Annotated in this window: 15 protein-coding genes and 1 pseudogene; 9 read left to right on the top strand and 7 right to left on the bottom strand. The window is 59.5% G+C overall.

Annotated elements, in window-relative coordinates; genetic code table 11:
- Positions 1-5 precede the first annotated feature (5 nt).
- The 4 genes from ACK4OE_RS11140 to ACK4OE_RS11125 are packed head-to-tail and all read left to right on the top strand — an operon-like array spanning position 6 to position 3,885.
- Complete coding sequence (locus ACK4OE_RS11140; protein ID WP_409884880.1) at positions 6-1,481, top strand: NADH-quinone oxidoreductase subunit M; 1,476 nt, start codon at positions 6-8, stop codon at positions 1,479-1,481.
- Positions 1,482-1,508: 27 nt separating this feature from the next.
- Complete coding sequence (gene nuoN / locus ACK4OE_RS11135; RefSeq protein WP_409884879.1) at positions 1,509-3,002, top strand: NADH-quinone oxidoreductase subunit NuoN; 1,494 nt, start codon at positions 1,509-1,511, stop codon at positions 3,000-3,002.
- Between the two features lie 43 nt (positions 3,003-3,045).
- Positions 3,046-3,351, top strand: a complete 306-nt coding sequence (locus tag ACK4OE_RS11130; RefSeq protein ID WP_409884878.1) for a DUF2818 family protein — start codon at positions 3,046-3,048, stop codon at positions 3,349-3,351.
- Positions 3,352-3,378: 27 nt separating this feature from the next.
- Entirely contained in the window at positions 3,379-3,885 is a 507-nt protein-coding gene (locus tag ACK4OE_RS11125) for a DUF1178 family protein (RefSeq protein WP_409884877.1), read from the top strand.
- Positions 3,886-4,111: 226 nt separating this feature from the next.
- Here ACK4OE_RS11125 and ACK4OE_RS11120 read toward each other — a convergent pair whose 3' ends face one another.
- Positions 4,112-5,926, bottom strand: a complete 1,815-nt coding sequence (locus ACK4OE_RS11120) for an ABC transporter transmembrane domain-containing protein (protein ID WP_409884876.1) — start codon at positions 5,924-5,926, stop codon at positions 4,112-4,114.
- A gap of 414 nt (positions 5,927-6,340) precedes the next feature.
- Here ACK4OE_RS11120 and ACK4OE_RS11115 point away from each other — a divergent pair, with 414 nt between their 5' ends.
- From ACK4OE_RS11115 to ACK4OE_RS11095, 5 genes are all read left to right on the top strand, one after another.
- Positions 6,341-7,111, top strand: coding sequence for an ABC transporter ATP-binding protein (locus tag ACK4OE_RS11115; RefSeq protein WP_409884875.1), 771 nt, complete (start codon positions 6,341-6,343; stop codon positions 7,109-7,111).
- 162 nt (positions 7,112-7,273) lie between these two features.
- Positions 7,274-8,008: an ABC transporter ATP-binding protein gene (locus tag ACK4OE_RS11110; RefSeq protein WP_409884874.1), complete on the top strand. Its 735-nt coding sequence runs from the start codon at positions 7,274-7,276 to the stop codon at positions 8,006-8,008.
- 61 nt (positions 8,009-8,069) lie between these two features.
- Positions 8,070-9,266, top strand: coding sequence for an ABC transporter substrate-binding protein (locus tag ACK4OE_RS11105; RefSeq protein ID WP_409884873.1), 1,197 nt, complete (start codon positions 8,070-8,072; stop codon positions 9,264-9,266).
- A gap of 99 nt (positions 9,267-9,365) precedes the next feature.
- Complete coding sequence (locus ACK4OE_RS11100) at positions 9,366-10,250, top strand: branched-chain amino acid ABC transporter permease (RefSeq protein ID WP_409884872.1); 885 nt, start codon at positions 9,366-9,368, stop codon at positions 10,248-10,250.
- 12 nt (positions 10,251-10,262) lie between these two features.
- Entirely contained in the window at positions 10,263-11,255 is a 993-nt protein-coding gene (locus tag ACK4OE_RS11095) for a branched-chain amino acid ABC transporter permease (protein ID WP_409884871.1), read from the top strand.
- Positions 11,256-11,381: 126 nt separating this feature from the next.
- On the opposite strand, the gene ACK4OE_RS11090 is transcribed toward ACK4OE_RS11095, so the two are convergent.
- From ACK4OE_RS11090 to ACK4OE_RS11065, 6 genes and pseudogenes are all read right to left on the bottom strand, one after another.
- Positions 11,382-12,500 carry a lipocalin-like domain-containing protein gene (locus ACK4OE_RS11090; RefSeq protein WP_409884870.1) on the bottom strand — a complete coding sequence of 373 codons (1,119 nt, stop codon included), beginning with the start codon at positions 12,498-12,500 and terminating at the stop codon, positions 11,382-11,384.
- Between the two features lie 9 nt (positions 12,501-12,509).
- Positions 12,510-13,604 (bottom strand): PLP-dependent cysteine synthase family protein, encoded by a 1,095-nt coding sequence (locus tag ACK4OE_RS11085; RefSeq protein WP_409884869.1) that lies wholly within the window; start codon positions 13,602-13,604, stop codon positions 12,510-12,512.
- Between the two features lie 49 nt (positions 13,605-13,653).
- The gene (locus tag ACK4OE_RS11080) at positions 13,654-14,112 is read right to left on the bottom strand and encodes a hypothetical protein (RefSeq protein ID WP_409884868.1); all 459 of its coding nucleotides are present in this window, start codon (positions 14,110-14,112) and stop codon (positions 13,654-13,656) included.
- Positions 14,113-14,140: 28 nt separating this feature from the next.
- Positions 14,141-14,386 (bottom strand): annotated as a pseudogene (locus ACK4OE_RS11075) (NTF2 fold immunity protein).
- Positions 14,387-14,677: 291 nt separating this feature from the next.
- Positions 14,678-15,085 carry a hypothetical protein gene (locus ACK4OE_RS11070; RefSeq protein ID WP_409884867.1) on the bottom strand — a complete coding sequence of 136 codons (408 nt, stop codon included), beginning with the start codon at positions 15,083-15,085 and terminating at the stop codon, positions 14,678-14,680.
- A 4-nt stretch (positions 15,086-15,089) separates the two neighbouring features.
- A partial coding sequence (locus ACK4OE_RS11065) for an RHS repeat-associated core domain-containing protein (protein ID WP_409884866.1) occupies positions 15,090-15,600 on the bottom strand: 511 nt, incomplete at its 5' end.

The raw sequence follows: 15,600 nt of genomic DNA, 5'->3' as shown, positions 1-15,600 counted from the left end.
ACAAAATGGGTCTGTTGAGTCTTGCAATCTGGACACCGATTACCTTCGGTGTGCTGCTGCTTGCCGTGGGGCGGGATGAACATGCCCGCGCCGTACGGTGGCTGGCACTGGTAGGCGCGCTGATCGGTTTCTTCGTCACGCTGCCTTTGTATGACGGTTTCCAGATCGGAACCGCGGCCATGCAGTTCGTCGAGAAGGCGGCCTGGATCGAACGCTTCAATGTGCACTACCACCTGGGCGTGGATGGCATATCGTTCTGGTTTGTCCCGCTGACCGCCTTCATCACCGTGATCGTGGTGATCGCGTCGTGGGAGTCCATCACCGAACGCGTGAACCAGTACATGGGCGCGTTCCTGATCCTGTCGGGTTTGATGATCGGCGTGTTCTCTGCGCTCGACGGCATACTGTTCTACGTTTTCTTTGAAGCCACGCTGATCCCGATGTATCTGATCATCGGCATCTGGGGTGGCCCTAACAAGATCTACGCGGCATTCAAGTTTTTCCTGTACACGTTGCTCGGCTCGCTGTTGATGCTGATTGCGCTGATCTTCCTGTACAACCAATCGGGCGGCAGCTTTGACATTGCCACCTGGCACCAGTTGCCATTGAGCGGCACGGCGCAGACGATGCTGTTCTTTGCCTTCTTTGCAGCGTTTGCAGTGAAGGTGCCGATGTTCCCGTTTCATACGTGGCTGCCTGACGTTCACGTGGAGGCGCCCACCGGTGGCTCCGCTGTGCTGGCGGCCATCATGTTGAAGCTCGGTGCCTACGGTTTTCTGCGTTTCTCGATGCCCATCGCTCCTGACGCGTCTCGCGAATGGGCTTGGCTGATGATTGCCCTGTCGCTGACCGCCGTGATCTACGTGGGCCTGGTGGCCATGGTCCAGAAGGACATGAAGAAGCTGGTGGCTTACTCGTCCGTGGCGCACATGGGCTTTGTCACACTCGGTTTCTTCATCTTCAATGACCTGGGCGTATCCGGCGGGCTTGTTCAGATGATTGCCCACGGCTTCGTATCGGGCGCCATGTTCCTGTCCATTGGTGTGCTGTACGACCGCGTGCATTCCCGCGAGATCTCTTCCTATGGCGGCGTTGTGAACACCATGCCCAACTTCACCGCGTTTGCGTTGTTGTTCGCCATGGCCAACTGCGGCCTCCCGGGCACCGCTGGTTTTGTGGGCGAATGGATGGTCATTCTGGGTGCGGTCAAGGCCAACTTCTGGATTGGTATGGCAGCGTCCACCGCCCTGATTTTTGGTGCGGCTTACACGCTGTGGATGTTTAAGCGTGTGTACCTGGGCCCGGTGGCCAATGACCACGTCAAGGAATTGAAGGACATCAACAGCCGCGAATTCCTCGTGATGTCGCTGCTGGCGATTGCCGTGCTTGCCATGGGCCTGTACCCACGTCCGTTCACGGATGTGATGGACACTTCGGTCGCGGAACTGCTCAAGCATGTCGCACTGACCAAGCTGAACTGACCAGACTGAACTGAGAGATTCAAGAAGATGATTGACAACATCAGCTGGCTAGCGATTTACCCCGAAATTGTGCTTGTGACCATGGCCTGCGTGATTGCGCTGGTCGATTTGGGCGTGAACAGCCCGCGCCGCACGGGTACCTATGTGCTGACCATGCTCACGCTGGCCGTGGTGGCAACCCTGCAGGCCATGTACGCAAGCAGCGGTAATACGTTTTATGGCTTTGGCAACATGGTGGTGAGCGACGCCATGGGCAACTGGCTCAAATGTTTTGCCACCGTGGCCATGATGATCACGTTGGTCTATGGCCGTCCTTACGCGGCGGACCGAGACATGCTGCGTGGCGGGGAGATGTTCACACTGTCAATGTTTGCGCTGCTGGGCATGTTCATCATGATCTCGGGCAACAACTTCCTCGTGATCTATCTCGGCCTGGAACTGCTGACTCTGTCGAGTTACGCCCTGGTGGCATTGCGCCGTGACAACGCCACAGCCACCGAAGCCGCCATGAAGTACTTTGTGCTTGGCGCCATGGCCAGCGGCTTCCTGTTGTATGGCCTGTCGATGGTGTATGGCGCTACAGGCTCGCTCGATATCGGCCAGGTTTTCAAGGCCGTCAACTCCGGTCAGATCAAGCACCAGGTGCTGGTGTTCGGCCTGGTGTTCGTGGTGGCCGGCCTGGCTTTCAAGCTGGGTGTGGTGCCATTTCACATGTGGATTCCTGACGTCTACCAGGGCGCACCAACGGCGGTTACCTTGATGATCGGTGGCGCCCCCAAGTTGGCAGCGTTCGCCATCACCATCCGCCTGCTGGTGGACGGCCTGCTGCCCCTGGCGATTGACTGGCAGCAGATGCTGGCAGTGCTGGCGATTGGCTCCTTGCTGGTGGGTAACCTGGCGGCTATCGCACAGACCAACCTCAAGCGCATGCTGGCGTACTCGACCATCTCTCAGATGGGATTTGTGCTGCTGGGCTTGATGTCGGGCGTAATCAACGGCAATGTTGACGCCACAGCCGTGGAGAACGCGTACAGCGCGTCCATGTTCTATGTGGTGACGTATGTGCTGACCACGCTGGCCGCTTTTGGTGTGATCCTGCTGCTGGCGCGTGAAGGTTTTGAGAGTGAAGAGATCTCGGACTTTGCGGGCCTCAACCAACGCAGTCCGCTGTATGCAGGTGTGATGGCGGTATGCCTGTTCTCGATGGCTGGTATCCCGCCGCTGGTGGGCTTTTACGCCAAGCTGTCGGTGCTGCAGGCACTGGTAGCATCGGGCCAGAGCCTGTACATCGCCATGGCGGTGTTCGCGGTGATCATGTCGTTGATTGGTGCGTTCTACTACCTGCGTGTGGTCAAGGTGATGTATTTCGACGCGCCCCTTACCGCGTCTACCGTGTCTGCCCCGGTGGATGTGCGGGTGGTGCTCACGATCAATGGTGCACTCATCCTCGGCCTGGGTCTGTTGCCCGGTGGTTTGATGACCCTGTGCGCTGACGCCGTAGTGCGCGCCTTGGCGACTTGAAGCAGCCCGCTTCAGGATTCCCCGGCTTACGATTCGCTGATCTGTGTCGCTCACTGCTTCTATCTGGCTGGTCATCGTGGCAGCCTTCATTGCTGCCAACCTGCCGTTTGTCAACCACCGCTGGCTGGTTGTGGGACCGGTGGCCGGTGAGCGCAAGGCGCTTGTCGCGCGTTTGGCGGAGCTGGTCCTGCTGTACTTTGTGGTGGGCGGTCTCGCGCTGTTGCTGGAACGGCGCGCGGGGCAGATTGCCCCACAAGGCTGGGAGTTCTATGCGATAACCGGCACGCTGTTTGTGACCCTGGCCTTCCCAGGTTTTATCTACCGGTACCTGCTGCGCCGCCACGGCTGACGGCTGCAGCCATTTGCGTCCCATGCGATGAAGGTGCTCGACCTCCAATGTCGGCAGGCCCATGTGTTCGAGGGCTGGTTCGGGTCTGAAGACGACTTTCAGGACCAGCGGCAACGTGGCTTGGTGCAATGCCCGTTGTGTGGGGATGACCACATCGAGAAACGCTTGAGCGCCCCGCGGCTGAACCTGGGTGCGCGTGAGCCTGTGGCCGCGACAGGTTCGTCCGGCACACCTGCGTCACCCAATCCAGTACCTTCTGGCGCACCCTTATCCACCCAGCTACCGGTGGATGCAAGCGTGCTTCCACCAGCCCTGCAGGCGGCTTGGATGCAACTGGCGCGTAAGATCGTTGCCAGCACCGAGGATGTGGGAGGGCGCTTTGCCGAGGAAGCCCGCCGCATGCACCACGGCGAAGTGGAGGAGCGTGCCATCCGCGGGCAGGCTACCGCCGAAGAGGCTGTGGAGCTGCTGGAGGAAGGCATCGCTGTGATGCCGTTGCCGTTGCCAGCCGCTGCCAAGGAGACCCTGCAGTAGGGATCAGGGCTTGAGGCTTAAGGCCGCAAACGGCTTGCGCCGCGGGTGTGTCGGTCAGTGGTATTGGTGTTTTTGGGCTCTAGCGCTCTGTCTATAAGCGTTGGCAGCTATATTATTTGTAGCGATCTGGTTTCCTGTCCGGGTTGCCGGCTGCCCAGCTTGCGGCCGGGTAGCGGCTAGCGCTCTTGTCATCAGCGTCTGCCGCTTGCAAATGTGCCCCGCGATGTCACGCCGTGAACTGCAACGCCGCAAGACGTGCATACACACCGCCTTGCGCCATGAGCGCGGTGTGGGTGCCTTGCTCAACGATGCGGCCATGTTCCAGCACCACGATGCGGTCTGCGTTCTGTACCGTCGCTAGCCGGTGCGCAATCACCAGCGTGGTTCTGCGGCCTGTGTGTCGCTGCATGGCAGTGTCCAGCGCAGCCTGCACCATGCGTTCGCTTTCGGCATCCAGCGCGCTGGTGGCTTCATCTAACAGCAGCAGCGGCGGGTTCTTGAGCATGGCACGGGCAATCGCAATGCGTTGGCGTTGGCCGCCCGACAGGCGTACGCCGCGCTCTCCCAGAAAAGTGTCATAGCCCTCGGGCAACGCCATGATGAAGTCATGCGCAAACGCAGACCGGGTGGCCGCCTTGACCTCGTCATCGGTTGCGTCGGGGTTGCCGTAGCGGATGTTTTCCAGCGCCGATGCAGAGAAGATCACCGCGTCTTGTGGCACGGTGCCCGTGTGGGCCCGCAGCGTGTCCAGTCGCATGTCGCGGATGTCCACGCCATTGAACCGAATGTGCCCCAGCGCTTTGCCGTCACCATCTGCGTCCACGTCATAAAAACGCTGCAGCAGCTGGAACACTGTGGTCTTGCCCGCGCCGCTGGCTCCCACCAGGGCCACCGTTTCGCCGGGGGCCAGGTGCAGCGAAAAATCATGCAGCGCGGGTTGGTCTGGGCGCGAGGGGTAGTGAAACTGCACGTTCACAAACTCCACCTCCAGCCCCTTGTCAGAGGTGGGCAGCGCTTGGGGCGTGGCCGGGTCTGCCACGGGTGATCGGCTGGCAAGCAATTCCATCAGCCGCTCGGTGGCCCCGGCCGCACGCAGCAGGTCGCCATACACCTCGCCCAGCACCGCCACAGAACCTGCAAGCAGGATGACATACACCACCGTCTGTCCCAGGTGCCCGGCGGTCATCTGCCCCGCCAGCACGGCCTCAGTGCCTCGGTACAGGCCCCACAGCAACAATGCCGCGTTGGCGATGATGATGAACGCGACCAGAACGGCCCGTGCCTTGGTGCGCTTGACAGCCACCTGGAACGCGTTTTCTGTGGCCTGTCTGAAGCGTGCCGACTCCCGTGGCTCGGCCGTGTAGCTTTGCACCACGGGCACCGCGTTCAGCACCTCGGCCGCGATGGCGCTCGAGTCCGCCACCCTGTCCTGGCTGTCACGCGACAGGCGCCGCACCCGGCGCCCGATCCACATGGTGGGCAGCACCACCAGCACCACGGCCAGCATCACGATCGACATGACATACGGATTGGTCCACACGAGCATGATCAAGGCACCAACGCCCATCACCGCGTTGCGCAGCCCCATCGACAGGGATGAGCCCACCACTGTCTGGACCAGCGTGGTGTCCGCCGTCAGCCGCGACAGCACTTCACCGGTCTGCGTGGTTTCAAAAAACTGCGGGCTTTGTTTGAGTACATGGCTGTACACCGCATCATGCAGGTCGGCGGTGACGCGCTCGCCCAGCCAGCTGACCATGTAAAAGCGTGCCGCCGAAAACACGCCCAACGCGACGGCCACGGCAAACAGCGCCTCGAAGTGATTGCGCAGCGCCATGGTCTGCTCGCCTTTGTCGGCATTGACCAGGCCACCATCCACCAGGTTGCGCAAGGCGAGTGGGAACGCCAGCGTGGCCAGCGCAGCAAGCACCAGGAACACCCCTGACAGCGCAATGCGCAGCCGGTAGGGGCGCAGAAATGGGAGAAGGCCGGACAGGGAGCGGGGCGCCCCGCGGGCAGGGTTGGGTGGGGTAGATGCCATGCAGCCAGTGTAGGGCCCGGGGCTTGTGCAGCGCAGCCTGGTCGGTTAAGGGGTCGCTGTAGCCGGTGCAGGCCAATGGCTACCCGTCACCGAATGACCACACGGCTCCAGGCGCCGCAATATGTAAGCAAAAAGTCAGTCAGCTGCAGCGCCGAGGGCCGGGGTGCACCGTGCTGCCTGCCGTTCGCCACGCCACCAAAACAAGCGCTGGTAGGCCCTGCAGGGCCTTTGCGCGCCTGGTTGAGAGCGCGTGGGGCAAGACCCTTAGGCATTAATACATAGGCATTAGTCCCAGTATCTACCGACGGGTAACGAGACATACCATGCACTGCGATTCGACACAAAGACACATCCTCGGAGACCTTGCAGCAAGGCTCCTCTTTCCTCAGCACCCTACGGAGCGGCCAAGGCGCAATGAGCGACGTCATCCTCGAAACCACCAGCCTGACCAAAGAGTTCAAAGGCTTCACCGCTGTCAGTGATGTGAATCTGTCCGTCCGCCGGGGATCCATCCATGCGCTGATCGGCCCCAATGGCGCAGGCAAGACCACGTGCTTCAACCTGCTGACCAAATTTCTGGAGCCCACCTCGGGCGTTATCCGGTTCAACGGGCATGACATCACCCGCGAACAACCAGCACAGATTGCTCGACGCGGCGTGATCCGGTCGTTCCAGATCTCGGCAGTGTTTCCTCACCTCACGCTGATGGAGAACGTGCGCCTGGGCCTGCAGCGCAAGCTGGGCACCTCGTTCCACTTCTGGCGCAGCGAGCGCACGCTGAACCAGCTGAACGACCGGGCCATGCAGTTGCTGACCGAAGTCGGTCTGGAAGACATGGCCGACGAGGTGACCGTGAACCTGCCCTATGGCCGCAAACGTGCGCTGGAGATCGCCACCACGCTGTCCATGGAGCCCGAGCTAATGCTGCTCGACGAGCCCACCCAGGGCATGGGCCATGAAGACGTGGACCGCGTTACGCAGCTCATCAAAAAGGTCTCTGTGGGCCGCACCATCCTGATGGTGGAGCACAACATGAAGGTGGTCTCAACAATAGCTGACTGCATCACCGTGCTGCAGCGTGGCGCGGTGCTAGCCGAAGGGCCGTACGCGGAAGTCTCAAACAACCCGCAGGTGATGGAAGCCTACATGGGCACCACAGATGGCCAACTGCAGGGAGCGCATTAATGAAGCACCCCCTTAGTCGCTTCGCGCCTTCCCCCTCTCTCGCCTCGCTGCGCGATGCGGGAGGGGGACGCCCCCAGTGCGGCGGGGCGGCCCTTGCACGGGGGCACTGGCTTTGCGCGTGCCGGTTTCTACAGACAGCGCGGAACGCAATGGACAACTGAGATGGCTAATCCTTCAAACAACAACAACGGCGTGCCTGCCCTCGAAATCAAAAACCTCGAAGCCTGGTACGGCGAATCGCATGTGCTGCATGGTGTGGACATCGTTGTGCAACCTGGCGAAGTCGTCACGCTGCTGGGGCGCAATGGCGCGGGCCGCACCACCACCATGCGCGCCATCATGGGCCTCACCGGTGCGCGCAAGGGGTCGGTCAAGATTAACGGCGTAGAGACCGTGAACATGGCCACGCACCGCATTGCGCACCTGGGCGTGGGCTACTGCCCGGAAGAGCGCGGCATCTTCTCCAGCCTGTCGTGCGAAGAAAACCTGCTGCTGCCACCGGCCCTCAAGACAGGCACGCCCGGCATGTCGGTGCAAGAGATCTATGCCATGTTCCCCAACCTGGCAGAACGCAAGAACAGCCAGGGCACGCGCCTGTCGGGTGGCGAGCAGCAGATGCTGGCCGTGGCCCGCATTCTGCGCACCGGGGCCAACCTGTTGCTGCTCGATGAAATTTCTGAAGGCTTGGCGCCGGTCATCGTGCAGGCCCTGGCCCGCATGATCAAGATGCTTCGCGAAAAAGGCTACACCGTGGTCATGGTGGAGCAGAACTTCCGCTTTGCCGCGCCGCTGGCCGACCGCTTTTATGTGATGGAGCACGGCCGCATCGTCGAGAAGTTCGGCGCGTCTGAGCTTGAAGAAAAGATGCCCGTGCTGACTGAGCTGCTGGGCGTCTAAGCCCCGTCTGCACACCAATCCCTCACCGTTTTCTTCCACCACACCAACAGGAGACAAATCCATGAAGAAACAACTCAAAGTGCTGGCACTGATGCTGGGCGCGGCGGGCCTGGCCACATCGGCCGCGCACGCGCAAGACAAGGTCAAGATCGGCTTTATCACCGATATGTCCAGCCTGTACGCGGACGTGGAAGGCAAAAACGGAGCGGTCGCCATTCAGATGGCGATCGACGACTTTGGCGGCAAGGTGCTGGGCATGCCTATTGAACTGCTCACCGCGGACCACCAGAACAAGGCAGATATTGCAGCCTCCAAGGCGCGCGAATGGATCGATACGCAAGGGCTGACCATGCTGTTCGGTGGCACCAACTCCGGCACGGCGCTGGCGTCTGCCAAGGTCGCTGCAGAGAAGAAGCGGGTGTACATCAACAACGGCGCTGCCAGCTCGGCGCTGACCAATGACCAGTGCACGCCTTACACCGTGCACTATGCCTACGACACCGTCGCGCTTGCCAAAGGCACAGGGTCTGCGATCGTGGACTCGGGCGGCAAGAGCTGGTACTTCCTGACTGCTGACTACGCTTTCGGACATGCGCTGGAGGCCGACACCAGCACGGTGGTCAAGGGCAAGGGCGGCACCGTGGTGGGCACCGTGCGCCATCCGCTCAATGCGTCGGACTTCTCGTCCTTCCTGCTGCAAGCGCAAAACTCCAAGGCGCAGATCCTCGGCTTGGCCAATGCAGGTGGCGACACCATCAACGCCATCAAGTCCGCCAAAGAGTTTGGCATTGGCAAGACCATGAAGCTGGCCGGCCTGCTGATCTTCATCAGCGACGTGCACAGTCTGGGCCTGCGCAACACCGAAGGCCTGCAGTTCACCACCAGCTGGTACTGGGACCTGAACGACGACACACGCAAGTTCGCTGCCAAGTTCTTCGAAAAGACAAAGCGCATGCCTACCGAAATCCAGGCAGCCGATTACTCTGCCACCATGAACTACCTCAAGGCCGTGGAAGCTGCCAAGACGGTAGATGCCGACAAGGTCATGGCGACCTGGAAGGGCATGAAGATGAATGACTTCTTCGGCTCAGGCCAGATCCGCGCCGATGGCCGTTATGTGCATGACATGTACCTGATGGAAGTGAAGAAGCCTTCGGAGTCCACCAAGCCTTGGGACTACTACAAGCTGATCAAGAAGCTGCCCGGCGACACGGTGTTCACCACCAAGGCCGAGAGCAAGTGCCCGCTCTGGAAGTAAACCCCTGAGGCATCGTCAACGCGCCCAGCCATCCCCATGGGTTGGCCGGGCGGGTTGTGGCCCTCTGATCTGAACTCTCTCCATCTGCTGCTGCCTCCCATGGAAATCTTTGGTGTCTCATTGCCCGGCCTGTTGAGCCAGCTCCTGTTAGGGCTGGTCAACGGATCGTTTTACGCAATTCTCAGCCTGGGGCTGGCCGTGATCTTTGGCCTGCTGAACGTCATCAACTTCGCGCATGGCGCGCTGTTCATGACCGGGGCCCTGATCACCTGGATGGCCATGAACTACTTCGGCATCAACTACTGGTTGATGCTGGTGTTGGCACCGCTGGTGGTGGGCTTGTTTGGGGTGTTGATCGAGCGCCTGCTGCTGCGCTGGATCTACAAGCTCGACCATCTTTATGGCCTGCTGCTCACCCTCGGCCTCACGTTGCTGATTGAAGGCGTGTTCCGCTCCATCTACGGTGTGTCGGGCCTGGGTTACGACACGCCTGAGCTGCTAGAAGGCGCCACCAACCTCGGCTTCATGATCATGCCCAATTACCGGGCCTGGGTCGTCGTCGCCTCGGTGGTCGTGTGCCTGGCCACCTGGTATGTGATCGAAAAAACCAAGCTTGGCGCCTACCTGCGCGCTGGCACCGAGAACCCCCGCCTGGTTGAGGCGTTCGGCATCAACGTGCCCGTCATGGTCACGCTGACCTATGCCTTTGGCGCCGCCCTTGCCGCGTTTGCGGGCGTGCTGGCCGCACCGGTCTATCAGGTCACACCGCTCATGGGGCAGAACCTCATCATCGTCGTGTTCGCCGTGGTGGTGATTGGTGGCATGGGTTCCATCATGGGCTCCATCCTGACCGGGTTGGGCCTGGGTGTCATCGAAGGCTTTACCAAGGTGTTCTATCCCGAAGCATCGTCCACCGTGGTGTTCGTCATCATGGTCATCGTTCTCCTCATCCGCCCCGCCGGCCTGTTCGGCAAAGAGAAATAAGGGGCTGCCAGCATGAATACCAAGAATCTTGCCTTCATCGGTTACGGCCTGCTTTTGGTGGCTCTGATCGCAGCGCCATTCCTGGGCGCCTATCCCATCTTTGTGATGAAGCTCATGTGCTTTGCACTGTTTGCTTCTGCCTTCAACCTGCTGCTGGGCTACACGGGCCTGCTGTCGTTTGGCCATGCCGCGTTTCTGGGTGGTGCCGCTTACGTGGCGGGCCATGCCATCAAGGTCTGGGGCCTGACGCCTGAGGTGGGCCTGCTGTTGGGCACGGGCGGCGGCGCACTGCTGGGCCTGCTGTTTGGCTGGCTGGCCATTCGCCGCCAGGGCATTTACTTCTCCATGATCACGCTGGCGCTGGCCCAGATGCTGTTCTTTGTCTGCTTGCAGGCGCCCTTTACCGGTGGCGAAGACGGATTGCAGGGCGTACCGCGCGGCAAGCTCTTTGGCTTGATCGATCTGAAGGACGATCTGGTCATGTACTACGTGGCGCTGGTCATCGTGGTGGCGGCGTTCCTTGTCATCGTGCGCACCATCCATTCGCCGTTTGGCCAGGTGCTCAAGGGCATCAAAGAGAACGAGCCGCGCGCCATCTCGCTGGGCTACGACACGCACCGTTTCAAGCTGCTGGCCTTTGTGCTCTCGGCTGCGCTAGCAGGGCTGGCGGGTTCGCTCAAGACCCTGGTGCTGGGCTTTGCCACGCTGTCGGATGTGCACTGGACGGCCTCTGGCCAGGTCATCTTGATGACTTTGGTGGGCGGCCTGGGCACGCTGTCGGGCCCGCTCATCGGGTCGGCCGTGGTGGTGCTGCTGGAGAACAAGATCGGTGAGTTTGGCAACCTGCTCGCAGCGTTGACCAGCGTCGAATGGTTCAAAACCCTGGGCGAATCGGTCACCATGGTCACCGGCCTGATCTTCGTGATCTGCGTGCTGGCCTTCCGCCGAGGCATCATGGGCGAGATCATTGCGTGGATGGCACGGCGCAGTGCCAGCGGGGGATGATGCTATCGAATAGGTAGCTGCTAGCGATTGATATCAAAGGACTTCAGATAAAAAACCATCTGAAGTCCTTTTTTTATGAGCGCTACCAGCTATCAAAGGAGTAGCGCCTTCCGGTAGGCCGGTGGTTTACCCCAGCTTGATCGGCTTCGCGTACCCGGTCATCTCCAGGTAGCCACGCCCCACCGTGCGGCCACCCGCGTCGCGCAGGTCGCTCAAGCCCTCCCAGTAGATGGCGCCCGTGGAGCCCTGGCTGTCCAACTCTTGCGCGTCCAGCACCGCGTGCACGCTGAAAACGCCCGCGGGCGTGGCCACCCGCCATTGCACGGGGTAGCGGGCGCCACTTTGCGGGCTGGTCCAGAACCGCTCGGGGGTAAAAGCCACCGCGTTCGCTTCAAAAATCTGCGCAGCCTGGCCTGGCGCGCGGAACGACCCGCCTGCCCACAATGCCGACCCATCGACCCTGCGCAACCGGAACGCCGTCAGCGCGCTGCCATCGTTCAGGTTCATGCCAATCCAGTCCCAGCCCAGCGCCTCGGGGTGTAGCAGGGCTTCGCTCCACTCGTGGTCCATCCACGCGCGGCCACTGCCCGGGGTCACGGCCATGCGCTTGCCGCCCACCGTCAGCGCCCCGGTTACCGCGAGTTGCGGCTGGCTGTAGTAGTAGCTGGCCTGTTCCGCATCGGGCCCCTTGCGCGACAGGCCCTGCTGGCCCTGCAGCAGCACCGGCTGGGTGCTGTCGAACTGCAGGTCCAGCGCAAACTCGCCACTGTTGATCTGCGCCGCATACCGGCTTCCACCGCGTTCGTCCTGGCTGCCCGCCGTGTCGCTGCGCACTAGCGTCCAGTCTTGCAGGCGGATGCGGGTGTCTGCCTCGCTCGCCTGCGCCACGCCAAACCCCGCGCGCGCAATGCGCTGGTCGTGTTGCAGGCGCTGGCCCTGCACATCCGTCACCGCTGCGTGTGCGAACAGCAGCTGCTTGGCAGCAAATGCCGACTTCAGGTTTTGCGTAGCATCCACCCGCGAGCGAAAGAACGTGAGCTGAAAGCCCCAGGGCTGGCCCTGCGCCTGCACATGGCCCGTGATGTACCACCACTCGGTGCGCAGTTCGGGGTGGCTGCCATGGTCACGTGGAAAGGTCAGCGCGCGGGCGGGCAGGGCGTGTGCCCCACCGGGCCACAGCGCACACAACCCGGCGGCTTGCAGGCTGGACAACATCAGCCACTGGCGGCGTGTGGTGCTGTGCATGGTGGGCGCTCAGCCGATCAAGGCATCCAATTTCTGCTGCGCTGCGGAGCAATCGCCAAAACTCCGGTCTACCCACTCCGTGTCGAAATACGTGGGCAGATACCGCTCACCCGCATCACACAGCAGCGACAGGATCGAGCCGCGCTCGCCCCGCTCGCGCATCTCGCTGGCCAGCGCGAGCATGGCCACAAAGTTGGTACCGGTAGACGGCCCCACGCGCCGCCCCAGCAACTGCGACAGCGCACGCATCGCAGCGACGGATTCCACATCGGGCACATCGACCATGCGGTCCACCAGCGTGCGGATAAAGCTCGGCTCCACGCGCGGGCGGCCAATGCCCTCAATGCGCGACCCCGGCGCCGTCAGCGTGGTATCGCCCGTGCGGTGGTAAGCGCTGAACACCGAACCCGCCGGGTCGGCCACACACACCTCGGTGGCATGGCGCTGGTAGCGCACATAACGCCCAATCGTTGCGCTAGTGCCGCCCGTGCCCGCGCCCACCACAATCCAGCGCGGCACCGGGTGCGGCTCGCGCGCCATCTGCGTGAACATGCTCTCGGCAATGTTGTTGTTGCCGCGCCAGTCGGTGGCGCGTTCGGCATAGGTGAACTGGTCCATGTAGTGCCCACCCGTCTCTGCGGCAATCGTGCGGGCGGCTTCGTACACCGCGCCCGCACTGTCCACAAAGTGGCAACGCCCACCATGGAACTCGATCTGCGCAATCTTTTCTGGCGACGTGGTGCGTGGCATCACCGCCACAAAAGGCAGGCCCAAAAGCCGCGCAAAGTAGGCTTCGCTCACCGCCGTCGAGCCGCTGGACGACTCCACGATGGTTGAGCCCTCACGCACCCAGCCATTGCACAGCGCATACAAAAACAGCGACCGCGCCAAGCGGTGCTTGAGGCTGCCTGTGGGGTGGGTCGATTCGTCCTTGAGGTACAGGTCGATACCGTGCTTGGAAAAAGCGGGCAGACGCAGCGGGATCAGGTGGGTATCTGCGCTGCGCTGGTAGTCGGCTTCGATGCGGGCGATGGCTTCGTGGAGCCAGGGGGCGTTTAAGGCGAGGAGCTCGGAGGCTTTTTTGTGCTGGATAGGCGTGCTCATGGACTGATTGTCGCAGCGACGCCCAACTACCTCTGCCCGGACCATCTGGTTACCTGCGTGGAAGCCCCTCTTGCAACGTCAGCGTCGCAGAGCCAACAGCCCGCCCCTTCAACGTGAGTGTCGATTCAAAAACACCGTTGGAAGCGGTTTTGATGGTGATAGTGATATCCCCGTCAGCATGGATCGCTTCGTGTCTCGGGAGAGGGCACGTTGCCAGATCTGCGGGAAAGTGAAACTCCAACGCCAGCAAATGAAGTCCCTCGACGGCGTCTTTCCACGCCAGTGTGCGCTGCCCATTGCGATCTTCGACAGTGATTTCTGCGCCTTTCTTGTGAATGTGGATAGGCGTGGGGTCCTCGGAACTGTGCCAGCGTGCACTCCAGTGCGATGTCGCGCTATACAACTGCTGGCGCATCCCGCGCCAAGACGTGCAATCTTTCGAGGCTGCAGCTGTGGGGAAAGACAATCCAAAAATGGCACAGAAAATAATTGGGAATGAGTAAATCATGATGCTCAATATCTTCCACCACCTCCGTTTACCTTGAGTGACTCAAGCGAACTACTTGCCCATTCTTTTTTAATTCTATATACGCAGTGCCACCTACTTTGTTTGCGGGGAGGGAGCCCGATATCTCCTATTTATCACCTTTCAAATTTGCGGAAAAAGGACGTTGCTCTTTTATTTGGTCGGACCCGTAAATTTTGGTCAGAATAATTTCTGCAACTGCAATTGCAGTTTCTTTATCAGGCAGGAAGCCTTCCTTAGGTGAGAAGTGTCGCATATCGCGCGCTTCAGCGGAGGGGGTGAAATAAATGAGCCAAAAAATATTACGATGAATAGGTATTTCATTTTATCTTTGCAGTTCTAATTGAAAAAAAGGCAAGAACTGACCCCGTTGTTTCGTAAATTTGCGTGCCCAGTTGAATGATCGGTTTGATAATCTCAAATTTTCTATTCACCAAAAATTTTGATAATTTTGCTGACGGCTATTTTATCATTGCTGAGTATGAATTACATATTCATCTCGGAATAATATTCTATTCCGCAGAATCCCCTGTGCGGTGAATATTTTTTAGCGCAAAGCGTTACGCTCAAAAGCTTTCAAGAAAAACAACACCGATTCTCTGTTGGACGCCGTCACCATCAATCTCTCTTGCAAATTAAAACATGCATATAACCCACCAAATTTTTTACATTGGAATCTATCTACTGATTCAGCTTGGTCCGCAAATGACTGCTCGATCCACACCCGCTCCTTTAAAAAGCCCACCCTACGCAAAATTACGGTATGCACCTTGCCAATTTCATCTTGGCAGTTTATGGAAACACGATTCCAACGCGCTAGCGAGTCATATGCCGATCGCACGCAAATCGGCTTCGGAATATTATCTATTAGCAAAATTTTTATAACCATAAGATATGAAAGGCACCCGCCAAAAAATAGTGCACCGCTCAAAAGAAATATTTTTGATTTTTTCACGATATTATTTTGGACTATAAATTGGACCGCCAGCGGACGTCCCCGGTGTTTCCATGAGCACCTTGGTAATCTTGGCGGTATTTTTAATAATTTTCTTCTTGATTTCAGAAGTTCTGTCCTCAATTTTACTCATCTCATGAGTTGGACACGTTGGGGTTTTCATTAGGCACATCATTAGCTCCTCTTCTTTTTTATTCAATTCTTTTTCAAGTTTTTTATTTTCTAGCGCCAATTTTCCAACATCGATGGCGTCTTCTGCTTTCTCCTTGCGCTCGGCCCATTTGAATATACTCTGGCCCAATCCCCATATCCCGCCGCCTTCTTTCTCCAGGCCAAGAGGATCTACCCAAATGGTAGGATTAATTGGATAAACCAATTTATTGGTCCCACCTCTAAGACCAATAGGATCCTGAGTCACATACTGCCCCACCATCGGGTCGTAGTACCTGAACCTGTTGTAGTGAAGACCCGTCTCGTGGTCCAGCTGCTGCCCCTGGAACCGGATCGGTTGGTGG

The sequence above is a fragment of the Acidovorax sp. genome, from assembly GCF_046314175.1.
Classification (GTDB): domain Bacteria; phylum Pseudomonadota; class Gammaproteobacteria; order Burkholderiales; family Burkholderiaceae_C; genus Acidovorax.
This window is presented reverse-complemented; position numbering and strand designations above follow the sequence as displayed.

What these genes read in the sequence shown, in the direction of transcription:
- ACK4OE_RS11080 (WP_409884868.1), bottom strand. Translation starts at nt 14,112, where the DNA reads ATGATTTACTCATTCCCAATTATTTTCTGTGCCATTTTTGGATTGTCT.
- ACK4OE_RS11110 (WP_409884874.1), top strand. Translation starts at nt 7,274, where the DNA reads ATGGCTAATCCTTCAAACAACAACAACGGCGTGCCTGCCCTCGAAATC.
- ACK4OE_RS11090 (WP_409884870.1), bottom strand. Translation starts at nt 12,500, where the DNA reads ATGCACAGCACCACACGCCGCCAGTGGCTGATGTTGTCCAGCCTGCAA.
- ACK4OE_RS11085 (WP_409884869.1), bottom strand. Translation starts at nt 13,604, where the DNA reads ATGAGCACGCCTATCCAGCACAAAAAAGCCTCCGAGCTCCTCGCCTTA.
- ACK4OE_RS11125 (WP_409884877.1), top strand. Translation starts at nt 3,379, where the DNA reads ATGAAGGTGCTCGACCTCCAATGTCGGCAGGCCCATGTGTTCGAGGGC.
- ACK4OE_RS11100 (WP_409884872.1), top strand. Translation starts at nt 9,366, where the DNA reads ATGGAAATCTTTGGTGTCTCATTGCCCGGCCTGTTGAGCCAGCTCCTG.
- ACK4OE_RS11115 (WP_409884875.1), top strand. Translation starts at nt 6,341, where the DNA reads ATGAGCGACGTCATCCTCGAAACCACCAGCCTGACCAAAGAGTTCAAA.
- ACK4OE_RS11095 (WP_409884871.1), top strand. Translation starts at nt 10,263, where the DNA reads ATGAATACCAAGAATCTTGCCTTCATCGGTTACGGCCTGCTTTTGGTG.
- ACK4OE_RS11140 (WP_409884880.1), top strand. Translation starts at nt 6, where the DNA reads ATGGGTCTGTTGAGTCTTGCAATCTGGACACCGATTACCTTCGGTGTG.
- ACK4OE_RS11120 (WP_409884876.1), bottom strand. Translation starts at nt 5,926, where the DNA reads ATGGCATCTACCCCACCCAACCCTGCCCGCGGGGCGCCCCGCTCCCTG.
- ACK4OE_RS11105 (WP_409884873.1), top strand. Translation starts at nt 8,070, where the DNA reads ATGAAGAAACAACTCAAAGTGCTGGCACTGATGCTGGGCGCGGCGGGC.
- nuoN (WP_409884879.1), top strand. Translation starts at nt 1,509, where the DNA reads ATGATTGACAACATCAGCTGGCTAGCGATTTACCCCGAAATTGTGCTT.